The sequence below is a fragment of the Sphingomonas sp. EC-HK361 genome (genome assembly GCF_902498785.1).
Classification (GTDB): Bacteria; Pseudomonadota; Alphaproteobacteria; order Sphingomonadales; family Sphingomonadaceae; genus Sphingomonas.
The window spans coordinates 460,818-476,755 of the sequence record NZ_LR701494.1 but is presented as its reverse complement, the minus strand read 5'-3'; the positions used below and the strand labels follow the sequence as shown (position 1 = coordinate 476,755).

16 protein-coding genes are annotated in these 15,938 nt (G+C 65.5%); 3 read left to right on the top strand and 13 right to left on the bottom strand.

Translation table 11 applies throughout. The features are described 5' to 3' along the window. Window positions 1–7: 7 nt before the first annotated feature. The 13 genes from BOS5A_RS09495 to BOS5A_RS09435 form a co-directional block, all read right to left on the bottom strand. Window positions 8–334: a copper-binding protein gene (locus tag BOS5A_RS09495; RefSeq protein WP_017980774.1), complete on the bottom strand. Its 327-nt coding sequence runs from the start codon at window positions 332–334 to the stop codon at window positions 8–10. Further along, the gene (locus tag BOS5A_RS09490) at window positions 334–3,471 is read right to left on the bottom strand and encodes an efflux RND transporter permease subunit (protein ID WP_151954927.1); all 3,138 of its coding nucleotides are present in this window, start codon (window positions 3,469–3,471) and stop codon (window positions 334–336) included. Before BOS5A_RS09490 ends, BOS5A_RS09495 begins: the two co-directional genes overlap by 1 nt. Beyond that, window positions 3,468–4,967 carry an efflux RND transporter periplasmic adaptor subunit gene (locus BOS5A_RS09485; RefSeq protein ID WP_018251209.1) on the bottom strand — a complete coding sequence of 500 codons (1,500 nt, stop codon included), beginning with the start codon at window positions 4,965–4,967 and terminating at the stop codon, window positions 3,468–3,470. Before BOS5A_RS09485 ends, BOS5A_RS09490 begins: the two co-directional genes overlap by 4 nt. Then, window positions 4,964–6,181 (bottom strand): TolC family protein, encoded by a 1,218-nt coding sequence (locus tag BOS5A_RS09480; protein ID WP_018251210.1) that lies wholly within the window; start codon window positions 6,179–6,181, stop codon window positions 4,964–4,966. The genes BOS5A_RS09485 and BOS5A_RS09480 overlap by 4 nt, the downstream gene beginning before the upstream one ends. 897 nt (window positions 6,182–7,078) lie before the next feature. Continuing rightward, window positions 7,079–7,531 carry a DUF411 domain-containing protein gene (locus BOS5A_RS09475; protein ID WP_017980778.1) on the bottom strand — a complete coding sequence of 151 codons (453 nt, stop codon included), beginning with the start codon at window positions 7,529–7,531 and terminating at the stop codon, window positions 7,079–7,081. A gap of 68 nt (window positions 7,532–7,599) precedes the next feature. Further along, the gene (locus BOS5A_RS09470; protein ID WP_018251211.1) at window positions 7,600–7,965 is read right to left on the bottom strand and encodes a DUF305 domain-containing protein; all 366 of its coding nucleotides are present in this window, start codon (window positions 7,963–7,965) and stop codon (window positions 7,600–7,602) included. A 160-nt stretch (window positions 7,966–8,125) separates the two neighbouring features. Continuing rightward, complete coding sequence (locus BOS5A_RS09465; RefSeq protein WP_017980780.1) at window positions 8,126–8,863, bottom strand: PepSY domain-containing protein; 738 nt, start codon at window positions 8,861–8,863, stop codon at window positions 8,126–8,128. Window positions 8,864–8,888: 25 nt separating this feature from the next. Then, complete coding sequence (locus BOS5A_RS09460) at window positions 8,889–9,362, bottom strand: c-type cytochrome (protein WP_234419288.1); 474 nt, start codon at window positions 9,360–9,362, stop codon at window positions 8,889–8,891. 126 nt (window positions 9,363–9,488) lie between these two features. After that, window positions 9,489–10,781, bottom strand: coding sequence for a copper resistance protein B (locus BOS5A_RS09455; RefSeq protein ID WP_024310688.1), 1,293 nt, complete (start codon window positions 10,779–10,781; stop codon window positions 9,489–9,491). Continuing rightward, window positions 10,778–12,811, bottom strand: a complete 2,034-nt coding sequence (locus tag BOS5A_RS09450) for a copper resistance system multicopper oxidase (RefSeq protein ID WP_018251213.1) — start codon at window positions 12,809–12,811, stop codon at window positions 10,778–10,780. Before BOS5A_RS09450 ends, BOS5A_RS09455 begins: the two co-directional genes overlap by 4 nt. Window positions 12,812–12,878: 67 nt before the next feature. Next, window positions 12,879–13,448, bottom strand: a complete 570-nt coding sequence (locus BOS5A_RS09445) for an RNA polymerase sigma factor (protein WP_018251214.1) — start codon at window positions 13,446–13,448, stop codon at window positions 12,879–12,881. 10 nt (window positions 13,449–13,458) lie between these two features. Continuing rightward, window positions 13,459–13,899, bottom strand: a complete 441-nt coding sequence (locus tag BOS5A_RS09440) for a periplasmic heavy metal sensor (protein ID WP_017980786.1) — start codon at window positions 13,897–13,899, stop codon at window positions 13,459–13,461. Continuing rightward, window positions 13,896–14,165, bottom strand: coding sequence for a hypothetical protein (locus BOS5A_RS09435; RefSeq protein ID WP_020486670.1), 270 nt, complete (start codon window positions 14,163–14,165; stop codon window positions 13,896–13,898). Before BOS5A_RS09435 ends, BOS5A_RS09440 begins: the two co-directional genes overlap by 4 nt. A gap of 127 nt (window positions 14,166–14,292) precedes the next feature. On the opposite strand from BOS5A_RS09435, the gene copC reads away from it, so the two are divergent. The 3 genes from copC to BOS5A_RS09420 are packed head-to-tail and all read left to right on the top strand — an operon-like array spanning window position 14,293 to window position 15,914. Then, a complete protein-coding gene (copC, locus tag BOS5A_RS09430) occupies window positions 14,293–14,661 on the top strand; it encodes a copper homeostasis periplasmic binding protein CopC (RefSeq protein WP_020486671.1) in 369 nt (122 codons plus the stop codon). A gap of 4 nt (window positions 14,662–14,665) precedes the next feature. Beyond that, window positions 14,666–15,592 carry a copper homeostasis membrane protein CopD gene (copD, locus tag BOS5A_RS09425; RefSeq protein ID WP_017980789.1) on the top strand — a complete coding sequence of 309 codons (927 nt, stop codon included), beginning with the start codon at window positions 14,666–14,668 and terminating at the stop codon, window positions 15,590–15,592. 52 nt (window positions 15,593–15,644) lie between these two features. Then, the gene (locus BOS5A_RS09420; RefSeq protein WP_017980790.1) at window positions 15,645–15,914 is read left to right on the top strand and encodes a flagellar biosynthetic protein FliQ; all 270 of its coding nucleotides are present in this window, start codon (window positions 15,645–15,647) and stop codon (window positions 15,912–15,914) included. Window positions 15,915–15,938: the final 24 nt, after the last annotated feature.

Here is a 15,938-nt window from a genome sequence, read left to right as displayed (position 1 = left end):
CGCGTCGTCAATGCGGGCTGATCGCCGTAACTTCTGCCGTCATACCCTTCGCCTTGGCGGTGAATGCGACCCGCTGCCCCGACCGCAGTCCCTTGAGCAGGGTCGGGGGGGATGCCCGGAAGGTCATCGTCATTGCGGGCCAGCCGATCGTCGGGATCGGGCCGTGCTTGATGGTTACGGTTCCACCTTTCGCGTCGACGGCAGTGATCGTCCCCGATCCGCTGCCGGATTTTACAGCCGATGCAGCCGGCCTGCTGCCTTGAGCAAGAGCGCTCGCTGCGATCGGCGTGACTAGTAGCATGAATGCGGCGCGCATGGAGAAAGTGGCTTTCATCAGATCTTCCTTTCGGGGCGGGTTGAAGCTCGCCGCCGCAAGAGCAAGTAGGCGGCTGGCAGGATGAACATGGAGAGGAAAGGGGCGGTCAGCATTCCACCGATCATCGGCGCGGCGATCCGGCTCATCACCTCCGATCCGGCGCCATGCCCGATCAGCACGGGGAACAGCCCGGCGACGATGACAGCGACGGTCATCGCCTTGGGACGTACCCGCAACAGCGCGCCCTCCCTGATCGCTTCCGATACTTGCTCGCCCGACGGTGACGGCCCGCGCTCGGCCAATGCGTGTTTCAGGTAGATCAGCATGACGACGCCGAACTCCGCCGACACGCCGGCGAGCGCGATGAACCCGACACCTGTGGCGACCGATTGCGCATAGCCGAGCAGCCATAATGTCCAGATGCCGCCGGTCAGCGCGAAGGGCAGTGTGCCCATGATAAGCGCCGCCTCGTCGAGGCGACCGAAGGTAAGGTAGAGGAGAAGGAAGATGATCGCGAGTGTCGCCGGCACGACGAGCATCAACCGAGCCTCGGCACGCTGCAGATACTCGAATTGTCCGGAATAGGCGATCGAGACGCCGGGGCTGAGCCGAACATCTTTGCCAACAGCACGGCGCAGATCGGCGACCGTGGAGGCCAGGTCGCGCCCGCGCACGTCGACATAGACCCATGTCGAGAGTCGACCATTTTCCGTCTTGAGCATCGGTGGACCTTCCGCGATCGACACGGATGCGACGGTGCCGAGTGTGATCTGCTGACCCGATGCGGTGACGATTGGGAGAGTTCGCAGTCCCTCCGGACTGTCACGCAGCTCGCGGGGGTAGCGGACGCTGATCGGGTAGCGGGCAAGGCCCTCCACCGTCTGGCCGATCGTCTCGCCGCCGATCGCGCCGGACACAATCTCCTGCACATCGGCGATGTTGAGACCGTAGCGCCCCGCGGTCACCCGATCGATATCGACATCGACATAGCGGCCTCCGGTCAACCGTTCTGCCAATGCCGAGCTGACGCCCGGCACGGTCCTGGCGACACGTTCGATGCTGCCGGCGATGCGGTCCAGCTCGGAGAGGTTGGACCCCGACACTTTCACCCCGATGGGACTCTTGATGCCGGTCGCGAGCATATCGATCCGATTGCGGATCGGAGGCACCCATACGTTCGTGAGGCCGGGCACGCGCACTGTGCGGTCCAGCTCCTCCACCAGCTTTGCCGGCGTCATCCCCGCGCGCCATTGATCGCGCGGCTTGAATTGGATGGTCGTCTCGAACATCTCGAGCGGTGCCGGGTCGGTCGCGGTCTCGGCGCGCCCGGCTTTGCCGAACACGGTTTTGACCTCGGGAACGGTTTTTATCAGCCGGTCTGTGCGCTGGAGCAGGGCCGAGGCGCTCGCGGCCGAAAGGCCGGGAAGCGCGGACGGCATGTAGAGCAGATCGCCCTCATCCATCGTCGGGATGAACTCGCCACCCAATCGGGTCAGCGGCCATGCCGTCGTCGCCAGTACCAGGGCGGCGATGCCGATCGCCGCCCAAGGCCGCGCCAACACGCGGTCGAGCGCCGGGCGATAGGCACGGGTGAGCACGCGGTTGATAATGTTGTCGTTCTCGGCCGGAATGCGTCCCCGGATCAGCCATCCCATCAGGACCGGCACGAGCGTTACCGACAGGATCGCCGCTGCCGCCATCGCATAGCTCTTGGTGAAGGCGAGCGGGGCGAACAGCCGTCCCTCCTGCGCTTCGAGCGTGAACACCGGCACGAACGACAGCGTGATGATGACGAGGCTGAAGAACAGCGCCGGCCCGACCTCGGCCGCGGCCTCGGTGATGACGCGCCAGCGTTCCTCGCCCGCCAGCGCCACGCCCGGATGGTCGTGTTCCCATCGCTCGATCCGCTTGTGCGCGTTCTCGATCATCACGATCGCGGCATCGACCATCGCGCCGATCGCGATGGCGATACCGCCCAAAGACATGATGTTGGCGTTCACCCCCTGCACACGCATGACGAGCAAGGCCGCGAGCACCCCCAGAGGCAAGGTGACGATCGCGACCAGCGCAGACCGGACATGCCACAGAAACAACCCGCAGATGATCGCGACGACGACGAACTCCTCGATCAGCTTGCCCGTCAAATTCTCCACCGCGCGGTCGATCAATTGCGAGCGGTCATAGGTGGTGACGATCTCGACGCCGGGGGGAAGGCTCGCTTTCAGTTCCGCGAGCTTGGCCTTGACGGCTTCGATCGTCTGCCGTGCATTCTTGCCCTGACGCAGGATGACGACTCCGCCCGCGACCTCGCCTTCGCCGTTCAGCTCGGCGATGCCGCGGCGCATCTCGGGGCCGATCTGGATCGACGCGACGTCGCCCAAGGTAACGGGGACGCCGGCACCGGCGACCTTGAGCGGGATCGCGCGGAAATCGTCGACGGTGCGCAAGTAACCTGACGCGCGCACCATATATTCGGCTTCGCCCAGCTCGAGGACGGACCCGCCGGCCTCCTGATTGGCGCGGCGAATGGCATCGACGGCCTGAGTGTGCGTGACACCGAATGCGGCGAGCCGCGTCGGGTCGAGCAGCACCTGATATTGCTTCACCATTCCGCCGATGCTCGCCACCTCCGCAACGCCGGGCAGCGTTTTCAGTTCATAACGTAGGAACCAGTCCTGCAAGGATCGGAGCTGCGACAGGTCACGGCGGCCGGTGCGGTCCAACAGCGTGTATTCATAGACCCAGCCGACCCCCGTCGCATCAGGACCCAGCGCGGCCTGCGCGCCTTGGGGAAGCCGTCCCTGCACCTGGCTCAGATACTCCAGCACGCGTGAGCGCGCCCAATAGAGGTCGGTCCCATCCTCGAAGAGGACATAGACGTAGCTGTCGCCGAAGAACGAATAGCCGCGCACGGTTTTCGCGCCAGGCACGGACAGCATCGTCGTGGTGAGCGGATACGTCACCTGGTTCTCGACGATCTGCGGGGCTTGGCCCGGCCAGCTCGTGCGGATGATGACCTGCGTGTCGGACAGGTCGGGGAGCGCATCGACGGGGGTGGCACGCATTGCGAACACCCCGGCCATGGCGAGCGCGATGGCCGCCAGGACGACGAGGAAGCGGTTCGCGACCGACCAGCGGATGATCGCGGCAATCATCGCCCAGCCTCGCGCGTCATGCGGCGCAGCGTTGGACCATCGGCGGGTTGATCAAAGCCGAACCGCACCCGCTCACCCTTGCGATACCCACGCACCAACGCGGGATCGGCGACGCGGAACGTCATTGTCATGGCCGGCCAGCCGATCGCCGGAACGGGCTGATGGGACAGGGTGACGGAACTGCGATCGATCGCCTCGATGCTGCCGACCGTCTCGTAGATCGACGCGGTGGGTTTCACGGCCGGCTTTGTTGCGGGTGACGCTTCGACACCAATCGGACGCGCATCGAGGCCAGCGAGGCTCGCTTCGGAGTCGATCAGGAACTGGCCCGACGCGACAACCTTCTCACCCTCGGTCAGGCCGGCGACTATCTCGGTTTTGCCGCCGCCTTCTGCGCCAGTGCGAACCTCGGCGGGTCGAAAGCGTCCACCCGGCCCTGCCAACATGACGAGTGTGCGCCGGCCGGTCCGGATCACGGCCTCACTCGGAACAAGGAGTGCATCGCGGCTCCCCTGGTCGAGCGCCACGCTGGCGAACATACCGGGGCGCAACCGGCCGGCACGGTTGGGGAGCTCGACGCGGATTGTGAGCGTGCGGCTCGCTGCCTCGGCCTGGGGCAGGATCGCAGCGATGCGGCCCCTGAAGCTTTCGCCCGGGAAAGCCGCCAGCGTGGCGATGACGGGCGTGCCGATCCGCAGGTTTCCTGCGAGGGCCTCAGGGACAGCCGCGTTCAGCCACACGGTGGCGAGGCCGTTCACCTCCGCCAGTGTCTGTCCTTGCGCGACCGTCATCCCCTGTCGGACGCCGAGCGTCTTGATGACGCCCCCCACGGGCGTGCTGATCGTCGTCACACCTTGCGGTCGGCCGCGCCACTCCGCCGATGCAATCGATCCGGCGGGCATCCCGAGAAGCAACAGGCGCTCTCGTGCCGCCCGCGTGAGCCCGGCATCCCCGGTGCGGCGCACGGCGAGATACTCCGCCTGCGCGCCCGCCCATTCGGGCACAAGGATATCGGCGAGCGGGGCGCCTGCCGGCACGACATCGCCTGGCGCGCGCGCATAGACGCGCTGAACGAAGCCGCCGCTGCGTGCCTGCACGACCGCAACGTTGCGGTCATTGAACTCGATGCTGCCGGTTGCCGAGGCCGAGTTTGACAACGATCCGCGTTCGACCGTGACGATCCGCGCGCCGACCCGCTGGAGGCTGGCCGGATCGATCGCTACGCCCGGTGCGGCGCTACCGCCTGCGCCCTCGTCGGCATAGCGGGGGATCAGTTTCATCCCCATCGACGAGAGACCCGGGCCGTCGTGCCGCTCCCCCGGGATCATCGGATCATACCAGTAGAGGATCTTCTTCTGCGGGGCTGGGGATGCCGTTTGATCGGCAGCCGAGGACGTGCCAAGTTTCGCGAGCCCGAAGCCCACGCCCCCTGCGACCAGCACCAGCGCGCTTACCGCGGTGACAAGGCGGGCGCGGGTAATGGTAGTGTCGCTCATCGATCGGCGCTCCCGAAGGTAATGGTGAGGCGGACAGAGTCTGCGGCGACGAGCGCCTCACGGTCGAGCACGGTCAGCTCGGCGTCGGCGAGCGCGGTCTTGGCTTCGATGGCATCCGCAAGACTCGCGCGACCGGCAGAGTAGCTCGCTATCTCCAGATCGGCTCGCTTCCGAGCGAGCGGAAGGAGCACGTCGCGCGCGCGCTGCCATTGGCTGTGATGCATTTGGTGGTCCGCCAGCGCGGCCTCCAGATCGGCTGCCAATGTGCGCCGGGTTTCTTCGCGCGCGGCCTCGGCCTGCGCCTGTGCGGATTTGCGGGCTTCGATGCGCGGGTTCTGACGCGATCGAGCGAACAGCGGCAGGCTCATCGAAACTCCCGCCGACACCATGTCGCCATACCGGGGGTCACGGCGTTGATAAGCTACCTCTACCCCCCAATCGGGTCGCTTCTCCGCTCGCGCCGCATCCACGTCGGCCTGGGCGCGCTGAATACCGGCCTCGGCGAGAACCATGTCGGAGTGAAGGCTGAGCGCGTCCCGCAGCCGCGCCGGAGCCAGATCGATCGCGGGCATATCGCCGGCAATCTCGGGCGCCGATACGCCGGTCCAGCGAGCCAGCATCGCGCGGGCGCGCGCAACGGCGGCCATCAACTCGTCGCGGCGGTCGTCGAGTGCCGCGATCTCCTGATCGGTCGTCAGTGTCTGACCAGGGCGGACCGAACCGGTCGTCACGGCGGCCCGCGCAGCGGAAGGGAGAGATCGAAGGAATAGCAGAACGGTGTCGAGGGCAGCTAGTCGACGCTCGGCATAAGCAAGGTCGATCCATGCCTGCCCCGCTCCCAATCGCACCTCCCGGAGCTTGGTCGCTTGCGATGCTTCTGCCGTTGCGATCACGGCGCGTGCCTGCGCTTGCGCGGCATGACGCTTGGCAAGGTTGGGTAGGTCCTGTTGGAAACCGACACGCCCCATCGTCATGTCGTCTCTGGATAGGGAGAAGGCGGGTGGCCCAGAGACAGGATAATTCTCGATTCCGATCGACACACGGGGGTCCGGAAGGCTTCCCGCCGCACGTGCATCGGCTTGGGCGGCGCTGACCCCCGCGCGACCGGCAACCGCTCCCGGGGCGTTGGCAACCGCATCGCGCAGCGCTTGGTCATAGGTAAGTGTCTGCGCGTGCGCGGCGCTCGTCGTGAGCGCGGCGACCGCGAGCATCATGGATGCGCGCATCCCTCTAGTCCCTTCATGTCATAATGATGGCCGGGCTCCAAATGGTTGATCGGAGCCCGGCACCTGTTCAGGCTCGCCAGCTTAAGTTGACTGGCCGCCCTTCATTGACATGCAGGCGTCGCGACCGCGTTCCATCATCGGGCACACGCAGGCGCTCGACTGGGGAACGTCCGTAACCCATACGCGACGTGGGGCTTGAAGCGGCGCCCGCGGGCCCGGCTGGTAATTGGAACGCCACTCCCAATGACCATTGCTTTTATTTTCAGATGTGGCCGCCGTCGCTGCCGACGCGGCGAGGCTAGCGGCAAATACCGCCAAGATGAACGTTTTCATGTCACTTTCCAATTTGATCGAGATTTAAAATCGGCAGAGCCGCAACCGGCGAACGGCTGCAGCCTGACACGGCTTGACTCGATCAAACGGTAGGCGGTTCGGGCTCGGGAGCGACGTTGAGGCCGGCAAGTGCCCGGCTGGCAGGCCAGATAACGATTTGAGATGCGATCGAGCGCTTCAGCACTCTTGCCGGCTCCTCAAACGTCATGGGAACAACGCATCCCATTTGGGCGATACACGCCAGCGTCAGTCCTTTGCATGGGTGTTCCGATGACGGATCCGGGGTCGCCATACCCGCGCAATCCATGCGGGATGGGGTGACATGGCTCATCGCCATCTTGGGTGAGAGCGATGGGCCGGCCGCATACGCAATTCCTTGGCCCAAAAGGCCAAGCAACGCTCCAACAAGAAGCAAGAGAGAAAGACGAGCTTTCAACACCCGGATACTATCCCAATTGTCAACGCCGAGGTCAATACGGGTGGTTTGCCGGGTGCCGTAGTGCCGGCATGAAGCGCCGGGGAAGATTTGCCGCTCACAAGACAACCTGTCGTTTAGGCGCCGTGGCTAGCAAAGACACGCCGGCCAGCGGCACCGAACGCAATGACGTCATAGGGCTGGGTTCTCATGCCGGGCACCTCCATGCCCGGTGAGCCCATCGGCATTCCGGCCACGGCCAAGCCGCGCACGCCTTTAGGATGCTGGGCCAGCGCGCGCTTCATGTCCGCGATCGGGACATGTCCCTCAAACGCCATGCCGTCGATGATCGCGGTATGGCAGGACGCGAGGTCAGCGGGCAGGCCGATCTTACGCTGCAGCACCTCACGGCGATCATCGTCGATGATCTGGACCTTGCGGCCGAACTGCTGACGCACCTGCGCCGCCCATTTCTCGCAACAGCCGCAACCCGGATCGCGGTGCATGGCGATGTCGGCCGCGGCCGATGCGACCGCTGGGATGGTCATTAGCAAGGCGGCGACGGCGCCACGAACACCATTCTTCATCATCAGCTCCTAAAAGGAAATCCCCGCCCTGCCGGGGGGTAGGGGGATCGACAGGGCGGGGCAGCGCTCCCTTATTGCGGGCGCTTGCCGTGCTTGCTGAGCCACGCCTGCAGCTCGGCAATATCCTTTTCCTGTTTCGTGATCGTCATCTGCGCCATGCGCTTGGTCTCGGCGTCGCGCGCGTCACGCACCGCAACGCGCGACATGGCGATGGCGCCTCGGTGATGCTCGATCATCTTGCGCGTCCACATTTCGGCCGCGTCGCCCTGCTTGGCCGCCATCATCTTCTGATGCATGTCCATCTCGGCCTGGCCGTAGGGATTGCCGGCCATCATGCCCGCCATGTCGTCGTGGTTCATGCCGGCCATCTGACCGTGGTTCATGCCCTGCATTCCGCCGCTCTGCTGCGCGAGGGCGGGCGTGGCGAGCAGCGCCAAAGCTGCGAATGTTGGTGCGAAGCGCATTATTGATCTCCCTGGGTTCTAAGACTTCTACGCGTGCGAGGCGGCTATCCCTCACCCGGGGTGCTAGAACGCGCGAGAAATTGTCAGGAAACAGGACTTTATTTCCGAGGGCTACGCTCCTGAGCCGCGTATATTATGCCTCGATCACGATGTTGCGACGCCGCGTTTTGGGCCATCGCATGTAGAGAAGCACTGCCCCCCCTAACCAAAGCGCAAGCCCACCGATCGCGAAGGCGAGCAGCCAGGGCGTGTTGAAGTTCTCGTGATTCGTCCAATCCATGATGTGAAGGCCCCAGAAGAAGTCGTAGAGCCGCCAAGTGCCGGTTCGGACAGCCGAGATCCGACCGGTGTCGGCCGCGACAAAGACGCGGGTGGAATCGAGGTCGGCGAACGCGACGCGCCAGGCGGGGAGCGTGCCGCGATATTCGGGGCTGGCGCGCTCGATCCGCTCTACCTTCGCCGCTGGTCGAGCACCGCCACGCCATGCCAAACGCGCGATCTCCTCGGCCTCACGAGCCGTTGGTGCTGGCAGCGCTTGGCCCGTCGCGGCGTCGAACAGGCGCGTTCCCTTGGCTGTCGCGACCTCGGCGACCGGGCGGCCAAGCCACATGCGATAGGTGATGGCCTCGATGGGCGCATCTGCTGCGCCTACGATCGCCGATGGTGGGGCGAACGTGCTGCCGCGGGGAAGGGGCGCCGCGGCTTTGCGGTCAACGAGGTGATCGCCATGCACCCGATCGATCGGCAGGAAGCTCATCAGGGCGCCGCTTGCGAACCATAGCAGGAGCTGCGCGCCGATGATGATCGCGAGCCATTTGTGCGTGCGGCTCGCGAGTAGATGCAGCCTCAGTTTCGCGCTTTTCAGAACCACTCCTCCCTCAACCTCGTCGCCGGGGTCACTTCATACCCGGCATGTCCTTCATCATCTCGTCGTGATCGGCCGGGGCGCTCGCGACCAGTGCCTTATACTGTTCGGGCGTCATGCCGGGGAGCTTGCGGACGAACGCGACCATATTCCAAATTAGGGGGTCGGGATGCGTCTTGCCCCATGCCGGCATGGCGCTGAGCTTCACCCCGTGCTTGATGATCCAGAATTGCTGGGCGGGGGTGAGATCTTGAGCGCGCGCGAGTTCCGGCGCCTGTGGATAGAGGCCCTGGCTCATCTCGGATTTCTCGACGCCGGGGCCGAGATGGCAACCGGAACACACTTCTCCGTAAAGGCCCGCGCCGACTGACACGCGCTGCGCCGATGCCAGATCGGCCGGGGGTGTTATGCCGCGCGCGCGTGCCTCAATCGACCGATCGCGCAGGCGTTCGAGCATTGAATAGACCGCCGGCGTGTGCGGTTCGTCGGCCGCGATGTTATACACGCCAAGGTAGATAAACGCGGCTGCGCCCAGCGCCAGGACGATCGCCAGGGCGCCTACGAACGGCAGGCTCGGGAAGTGCTGCCTTATCGAGCGCCTGCCGTCTTGAGCCATCTGTTCCTCCAACGATCAGAACCAGACACGAACGCCGGCGACGATGCTCTTGGACGTTGCGCGATCCCCATCGGCGCGCGCGTAGCGGGCGGTGTCGCCGAAGCGGCGATCCCATGACACGCCGACATAGGGGGCGAACTCGCGCCGGATCTCATAACGCAGCCGCAATCCAAGCTCGGCGTTGGATAGGCCCGATCCGATCCGGTTTTCCGGCACGTCCTGCGCAGCGAAATTGAGCTCGGCGCGCGGTTGCAGGATCAGCCGCTGGGTGATGCGCTGGTCGTAATAGCCCTCAAGCCGCCCTAGCAGGTCGCCCTTGTTGGACAGGAATACCGCGCCCTCTAGCTCGAAGAAGCCCGGTGCCAGCCCCTCCAGCCCGACGGTCGCATAGGTGCGTTTCGGGGACGGCCCCAAATCTTGGCGGACACCCGCTTGTAGATTGAAATAAGGGCCAATGGTCCGGCTATAGAGCGCCTGCACCTCGGCGCTCTCGATGCCCTCGCGGAAGGCTCCCTCGCCCTCAGACTTGATGAAGAGGCGGTTGATGTCACCCCCGAACCACGCCTCGCCATCCCAGCGATAGCCGTCACGACCGTTGCGGAATTGATACTCAGCGAGGTTCAATAGCACCTGGCTGAAGTTTTGACCGCCGTGATGCTGCTGAAGGTGATGGCGACCCATCGCCATCGCGTCCGCGCCGTAAACGCTGTCGGCCGCATGGTCGGTCGGCAGGGGCGGGGCGGGGGCGTTTCCTGCGGGAAGCGCGGTGCCAGTCTGCTGCACCCCATCGGCCGCCATGCCTGGCATTCCGGCCATTCCCGACATGCCCTGCATGTCGTGGCCGCTGTGCTGGTCGGCTGGCATGGTCATCCCCGGCATCGCCGAATGGTCCATGCCCTGCATCGGCTGCTGGGAGCCCTGAGGGACCGTTTGGCCGTTTCCGGGCATCTGCATCCCCGGCATGGCTTCCATGCCCTGCTGTGAGCCCTGCGGAGCCGCATGGTCCATGCCGGGCATAGACGAGTGATCCATGCCCGGCATGGTCCCGTGATCCATACCATTCATGCCGGCCGTTGGCGCGGCGCGGCGTTTCGTCGTCGAAGCTGATGGTCGCCTCGCAGGAGCTGACCTAGTCTTGGCCGGCTTGCCTTTGGCCGTGGGCTTCACCACCGGCTTCTTTTTCGCAGGCATCGGCATGGTCATGCCCGGCATTGCCGAATGATCCATGCCCTGCATCGACTGAGCGGCGACAGGACCGGCGATGCCGAGCATGGTGGTGGCGGCGAGCGCCGCGGTCAGCCGGTTCATGCCGCCTCTCCCGCGAACGGGCGAACGGTGACGACGCGCATCATGCCTGCGGTCATGTGGTAGAGATTGTGACAGTGGAACGCCCAATCGCCGGGTGCATCGGCGGTCAGATCAAAGGTCATCTTGCCTCCAGGCGGCACGTTGACGGTGTGCTTGCGCGGCGCATGATTGCCGTGCCCCGTCACCAGCTCGAAGAAATGGCCGTGGAGATGGATGGGGTGCGGCATCATCGTATCGTTGACCAACGTCACCCGCGCCCGCTCGCCTTTGCGGAACGGGATGGGGTCGGCGGGATCGCTCAGCTTCTGCCCGTCGAAGCCCCACATGTAGCGCTCCATGTTACCGGTCAGATGGATCTCGAACTGACGCGACGGCGCGCGCACGTCGGGGTTGGGCGCGAGCGAAACGAGGTCGCGATAGGTGAGGACGCGGTGATCCAGGCCCTCCAGACCCTGGGGCGGTTCACCGCTACGGTCCTTCGGCATCGGGGAGATGGTCTGCACGCCCGGCCCCATCTTCACGCCCGGCGCATTCTTCGGGTCGCGCATGTTCATGTTCATGCCGCCACCCGACCCGTGGTCCATCCCGGCCATGCCGCCAGCCTGGCCCGATCCGCCCGACATGGCACTATGGTCCATGCCGGCCATGCCAGCACCGCCCGCTGCCATTTGGCTATGGTCCATCCCGGGCATTACAGCGCCGCCCATCTGGCTGTGGTCCATGCCCGACATGCCGGACATGCCCGCCATCGCTGCGCCTGCCGCGACCGTCCCGTGATCGGTCGGCCCCTTCCAGCCCGTCAGCTTCCAAAGATTGCGCGAGGCGTTCTGCATCAAGGTGGGGTCCGGCCCGCGCGTGGCGACCGGGCTCTCGTCCTTCATGCCGGACATGCCCTGCATCCCGCCCATGCTCCCCATGTCCATGCCCATATCGGTCATGGTCAGCAGCGTGCGCGGACGAAGCGGCGGGACCGGGGCGACCATCCCCTCACGCGGGGCGAGCGTCGCCCGGCCCATGCCGGAGCGATCGATAGCCTCGGAGACGAAGCTGTAGGCCCGGTCCTCGGGCGTCACGATCACGTCGAACGTCTCGGCAACGCCGATCTGGAACTCGTCGATCTTCACCGGACGGACATTCTGCCCATCGGCCTGCACGACGGTCATCGGCAGGTCGGGGATGCGGACGTTGAAGTTGGTCTGCGCCGCGGCGTTGATGATCCGCAAGCGGACCCGCTCGCCCGGCTTGAACAGCCCCGTCCAGTTGTCATACGGCCCGTAGCCGTTGACCAGGAAGGTATAGGTCGAGCCGGTGACGTCGGCGATGTCGGCGGGGTCCATTCGCATCTTTCCCCACTCGATCCGGTCCTTGAGCGGCATTTCCCGACCCGCGAGCAAGCCCGCGAGGGTCGGCCGCTGATAGTTGAAATAGGCGCCGCCCATCTGCTTCAGCTTCCGGAAAATCTGCTCGCCGGTCATCTGGCTGTGGTCGGACAGCACGATCACATGCTCGCGGTCGAACGCGATCGGATCGGCACCGGCCGGGTCGATCACGATCGGCCCGTAAAGTCCGCCCTGCTCCTGCTCGCCGGAATGGCTGTGATACCAGTAGGTGCCCGACTGGATGATCGGGAACTCGTAGATGAAGGTCGAGCGCGCCTTGATGCCGGGGAAGCTGATGCCGGGCACGCCGTCCATCGCGAACGGCACGAGCAGCCCATGCCAGTGGATCGAACTGTCCTCGTCGAGATTGTTGGTGACGGAGAGGCGGACCTTTTGCCCCTCCTTCAAGCGAATGAGAGGGGCCGGCACCGTGCCGTTGACGCCGATTGCGGGCGTCGACTTGCCGTCGACGGGAAGTCTGAAACTGTCGATCGTCAGCGCGATGTCAGTGCCCGAGACGGTCGGCAGCGGTTTGACGATCCCGCCCGAGACAGGCTGCGCCCACGCGGGCATATAGGCGGTCAGCGCCATGCCACCGCCAGCAAGGGCGGCGCCGCGAAGCATCTGGCGGCGATCGATAGTGCGGCTCATACGGTCCTCAAGGCTCTCGAACGGGAGTGTCCCTCTAGCCTTGATACGCAGCTCAGGGCGCTATCCCTCAGCGCCCGCCCAATCGCTCCAGCAACTTCGATCGCGCGCGATAGAGGCGGGTTTCTACCGCCTTTTCGCTGATCGACAACACTGCCGCGGTTTCAGCCTGGCTCAACCCCTCGATCGTGCGCAGCACCAAGGATTCCTTCAATGCGGTCGGCAAGCCCGCAATGGCGCGCGTCACGCGGTCGAGTTCCTGTCGGTCGCCCGTCGCGTCGTCGATCGCCACCTGGTCGTCTGCAATGGCTTCGGCTTCCGGGCCGATCGGTGCGGCGAACGCCAGAAAGCGCCGCACGGTGCGCTTGCGCCCCCAATCGCGGCACTTGTTGATCGCGATCGTCGATAGCCACGCGCGCATCGATCGATCGCCGTCGTAGCGGGGCAGGGCCTGATGCGCCGCGACGAAGGTCTCCTGCAGAAGGTCCAGCGCCTCGTCGGCCTCGCCGACGCACGCGCGCACCATGCGGAAGATTGACTGCCGATGGCGGCGCATGATCTCGGCGAAGGCGGCTTCGCGCCCGGCGATGCTGAGGGTCGCCAGCTCGCCGTCCGTAAGCGTGGTCCAGTCGAGGCTCACGCGCCGAACCTCAACGTGCGTCGTCGGTGAGCGCCTTCACCACGGCCTGATCGAACTGGCCGGTCTGATTGGGCCGCAAGAGCTGGCGCATGGCGAAGATGTGCGCCAGCGTCGCTTTCTGGAGCTCGCCCATGACGGCGTGGCTCTGGTCGACCGCTGCGGCGACGCGCGGCCCGTTGCCATGCTCGGCCTCGATCGCTTCAGCGAGCCGGGCATTGTTCGCCCGCAATTCCAGCTCGAATGCGCGCCGCTGCACGGCGAAACGCTGCTCCAGCACTTCAAGTCGCGCTTCCTGGTTGGCGTCCAGCGCCAGCTTATGATGCAGCACGTCGTGCAGCTCCGAGCCGGGCTGGGCACGTGGCGGAAGTAGCGCCCGCCCCACGAACACACCGATGATCGCGGCGATGAAGCACGCGACAATGCCAAGCAGAAGGCGGATGCGGCCGCTCATTGCACGCCGACGAGCAGCGTGGAGGGCGCGAGCGGCGACACCGGCCCCAAGGGCGATAGCGAAGCCGCGCTGGCTTCCTTCGCGGGCACACCGGCACCGAAGATGCCCATGACGAGCGCCGCAGCGATCGTCATTGCCCCAACGCCTAAGCCGGCGCGCGCCGCTGGACGTGCGGCGACCCGCGCCAGCACGCGATCTTCCATGCCATCAAGGCTCGCGGGCACGGGTGCTTGCGCCAGCCTCATCAATACTGCGTCGAGGTCCATGTCGTTCACTCCACCCCTCTAGCATGGATTACGCAAGCGACGCGCCCATCCCTCAAATCCATCCGTGAGGGGTGGTCGATCGGGGCGCGTAATGAAGGACAGGAACCCTCCTGTCGAAAGGCCCCCTATGCGCCGCCTATCCGTTCTGACTGCTGCTGCCGCTCTCGTCATGTTCGCCGGAACGGCGAACGCCCATCCTAAGCTGGTGTCGGCATCGCCGGCCGCCAATGCGACGGTCGCGAAGCCCGCTCGTATCGAACTTCATTTCAGCGAGAAGCTGATGCCAGCCTTCTCCAAGGCCGATCTCACGATGGCAGCGATGCCCGGCATGGCAGCCATGAAGATGGCCAGCGCCTCCGCGCTCTCGTCCGATGGCCGGACCCTCGTCATCACCCCGAAATCGCCGCTCCCATCGGGTCGGTATAGCGTCGCGTGGAATGTCGTCTCGACCGACACCCACAAGGTCGCAGGAACCTACGTCTTCGCGGTGAAGTGAGGCGATGGGGGACTGGTCGCTTATCGGCGTCCGCTTCGCGCTCTACGTGACGCTGGCTGCGCTGTTCGGCCTTGCCGCATTCAGCCTTTATGGGCTGCGGGCGCGCGAGCGCGGCGACGCGCTCGCGCTGCGTCCCTGGTTCATCGCCAGCGCTGGCCTGAGCCTGTTGTTTTCAGGCGCCTGGGTCGTGCTGATGGCCTCCTCAATGGCCGGAACGCCGGCCTGGCCGATCGACCGTGAAGCAGTCGGCGCGCTGCTCACCGGCTCTGCGATCGGAGCAGCATGGAAGCTGCGCATGGTCATGGTGGCCCTCGCGGCGCTGGCAGCGCTGGTCGCGGGCGGGCGCGGCATCTGGCTGAGCATCGTCGCGCTCTGCTCGGCCGTGGCACTCGCAACGCTGGCGTGGACCGGACACGGCGCGATGGACGAAGCCGTGATGGGCTGGGTCCACCTCATCGTCGACATTCTCCATCTGATCGCCTCGGGCGCTTGGGTTGGCGCACTACTGGGGCTGCTCCTGCTCGTCTCCCGACCCGCGGCGCGCGTAGACGCGGCGCATCTGGGGCTGACGCACCGCGCGCTGCACGGGTTCGGCGCGATCGGGACGGTTGTGGTCGGCACGATCCTCGTCACCGGCCTGGTCAACGGCTGGATGCTGGTCGGGATCGGCAACCTCGCCACGCTTCCTGCGACGCTCTATGGTCAGCTCCTGATCGCAAAGCTGGCGCTGTTCGTCGCCATGCTAGGGCTCGCCTCGCTCAACCGCTTCCGGCTCACGCCGGCATTCGAGCGGTCGATCGCAGCGGACGATCACAAGGGCGCCCTCGGCGCGCTGCGGACAAGTCTGGCGATCGAAACCGCCTGTGTCATCGCGGTTCTCGGGCTGATCGCCTGGCTCGGGACGCTCGCGCCGCCTGCATCGGCGATGTGATGCGCGGCCGGGGAGCCCTCGCGGTCCCCGGCCGTTCACGGGGCCGCGCCTGATGGATCAGTCGATCCTGCTCGACGAGACGGGGAGGATGCTGGCCGTGGCCGGCCTGATCTGCGTGGTGCTGCTCGTGCCGATGATGATCGTCGGGCTGATAATCAGCATCATCCAGGCGGCGACGTCGATTAGCGAACAGACGCTGAGCTTCGTGCCTAAGCTGATCGCGCTAGGCGTATGTTTGGTGATTTTCGGGAGCGCAGCGACCGAGCTCCTGACCAAGTTCACGGCCGAGCTGTTCGCTGTGATCGCGAGCATGGGCCGTTGATATGCAGATAGCTGCGCGGGCGGG

Bases quoted from the DNA above. Each gene is read 5' to 3' on its own strand.
- BOS5A_RS09490 (WP_151954927.1), bottom strand. From the start codon at position 3,471: ATGATTGCCGCGATCATCCGCTGGTCGGTCGCGAACCGCTTCCTCGTC.
- BOS5A_RS09435 (WP_020486670.1), bottom strand. From the start codon at position 14,165: ATGGACCTCGACGCAGTATTGATGAGGCTGGCGCAAGCACCCGTGCCC.
- BOS5A_RS09450 (WP_018251213.1), bottom strand. From the start codon at position 12,811: ATGAGCCGCACTATCGATCGCCGCCAGATGCTTCGCGGCGCCGCCCTT.
- BOS5A_RS09480 (WP_018251210.1), bottom strand. From the start codon at position 6,181: ATGATGCTCGCGGTCGCCGCGCTCACGACGAGCGCCGCGCACGCGCAG.
- copD (WP_017980789.1), top strand. From the start codon at position 14,666: ATGGGGGACTGGTCGCTTATCGGCGTCCGCTTCGCGCTCTACGTGACG.
- BOS5A_RS09495 (WP_017980774.1), bottom strand. From the start codon at position 334: ATGAAAGCCACTTTCTCCATGCGCGCCGCATTCATGCTACTAGTCACG.
- BOS5A_RS09455 (WP_024310688.1), bottom strand. From the start codon at position 10,781: ATGAACCGGCTGACCGCGGCGCTCGCCGCCACCACCATGCTCGGCATC.
- copC (WP_020486671.1), top strand. From the start codon at position 14,293: ATGCGCCGCCTATCCGTTCTGACTGCTGCTGCCGCTCTCGTCATGTTC.
- BOS5A_RS09440 (WP_017980786.1), bottom strand. From the start codon at position 13,899: ATGAGCGGCCGCATCCGCCTTCTGCTTGGCATTGTCGCGTGCTTCATC.
- BOS5A_RS09475 (WP_017980778.1), bottom strand. From the start codon at position 7,531: ATGATGAAGAATGGTGTTCGTGGCGCCGTCGCCGCCTTGCTAATGACC.
- BOS5A_RS09485 (WP_018251209.1), bottom strand. From the start codon at position 4,967: ATGAGCGACACTACCATTACCCGCGCCCGCCTTGTCACCGCGGTAAGC.
- BOS5A_RS09420 (WP_017980790.1), top strand. From the start codon at position 15,645: ATGGATCAGTCGATCCTGCTCGACGAGACGGGGAGGATGCTGGCCGTG.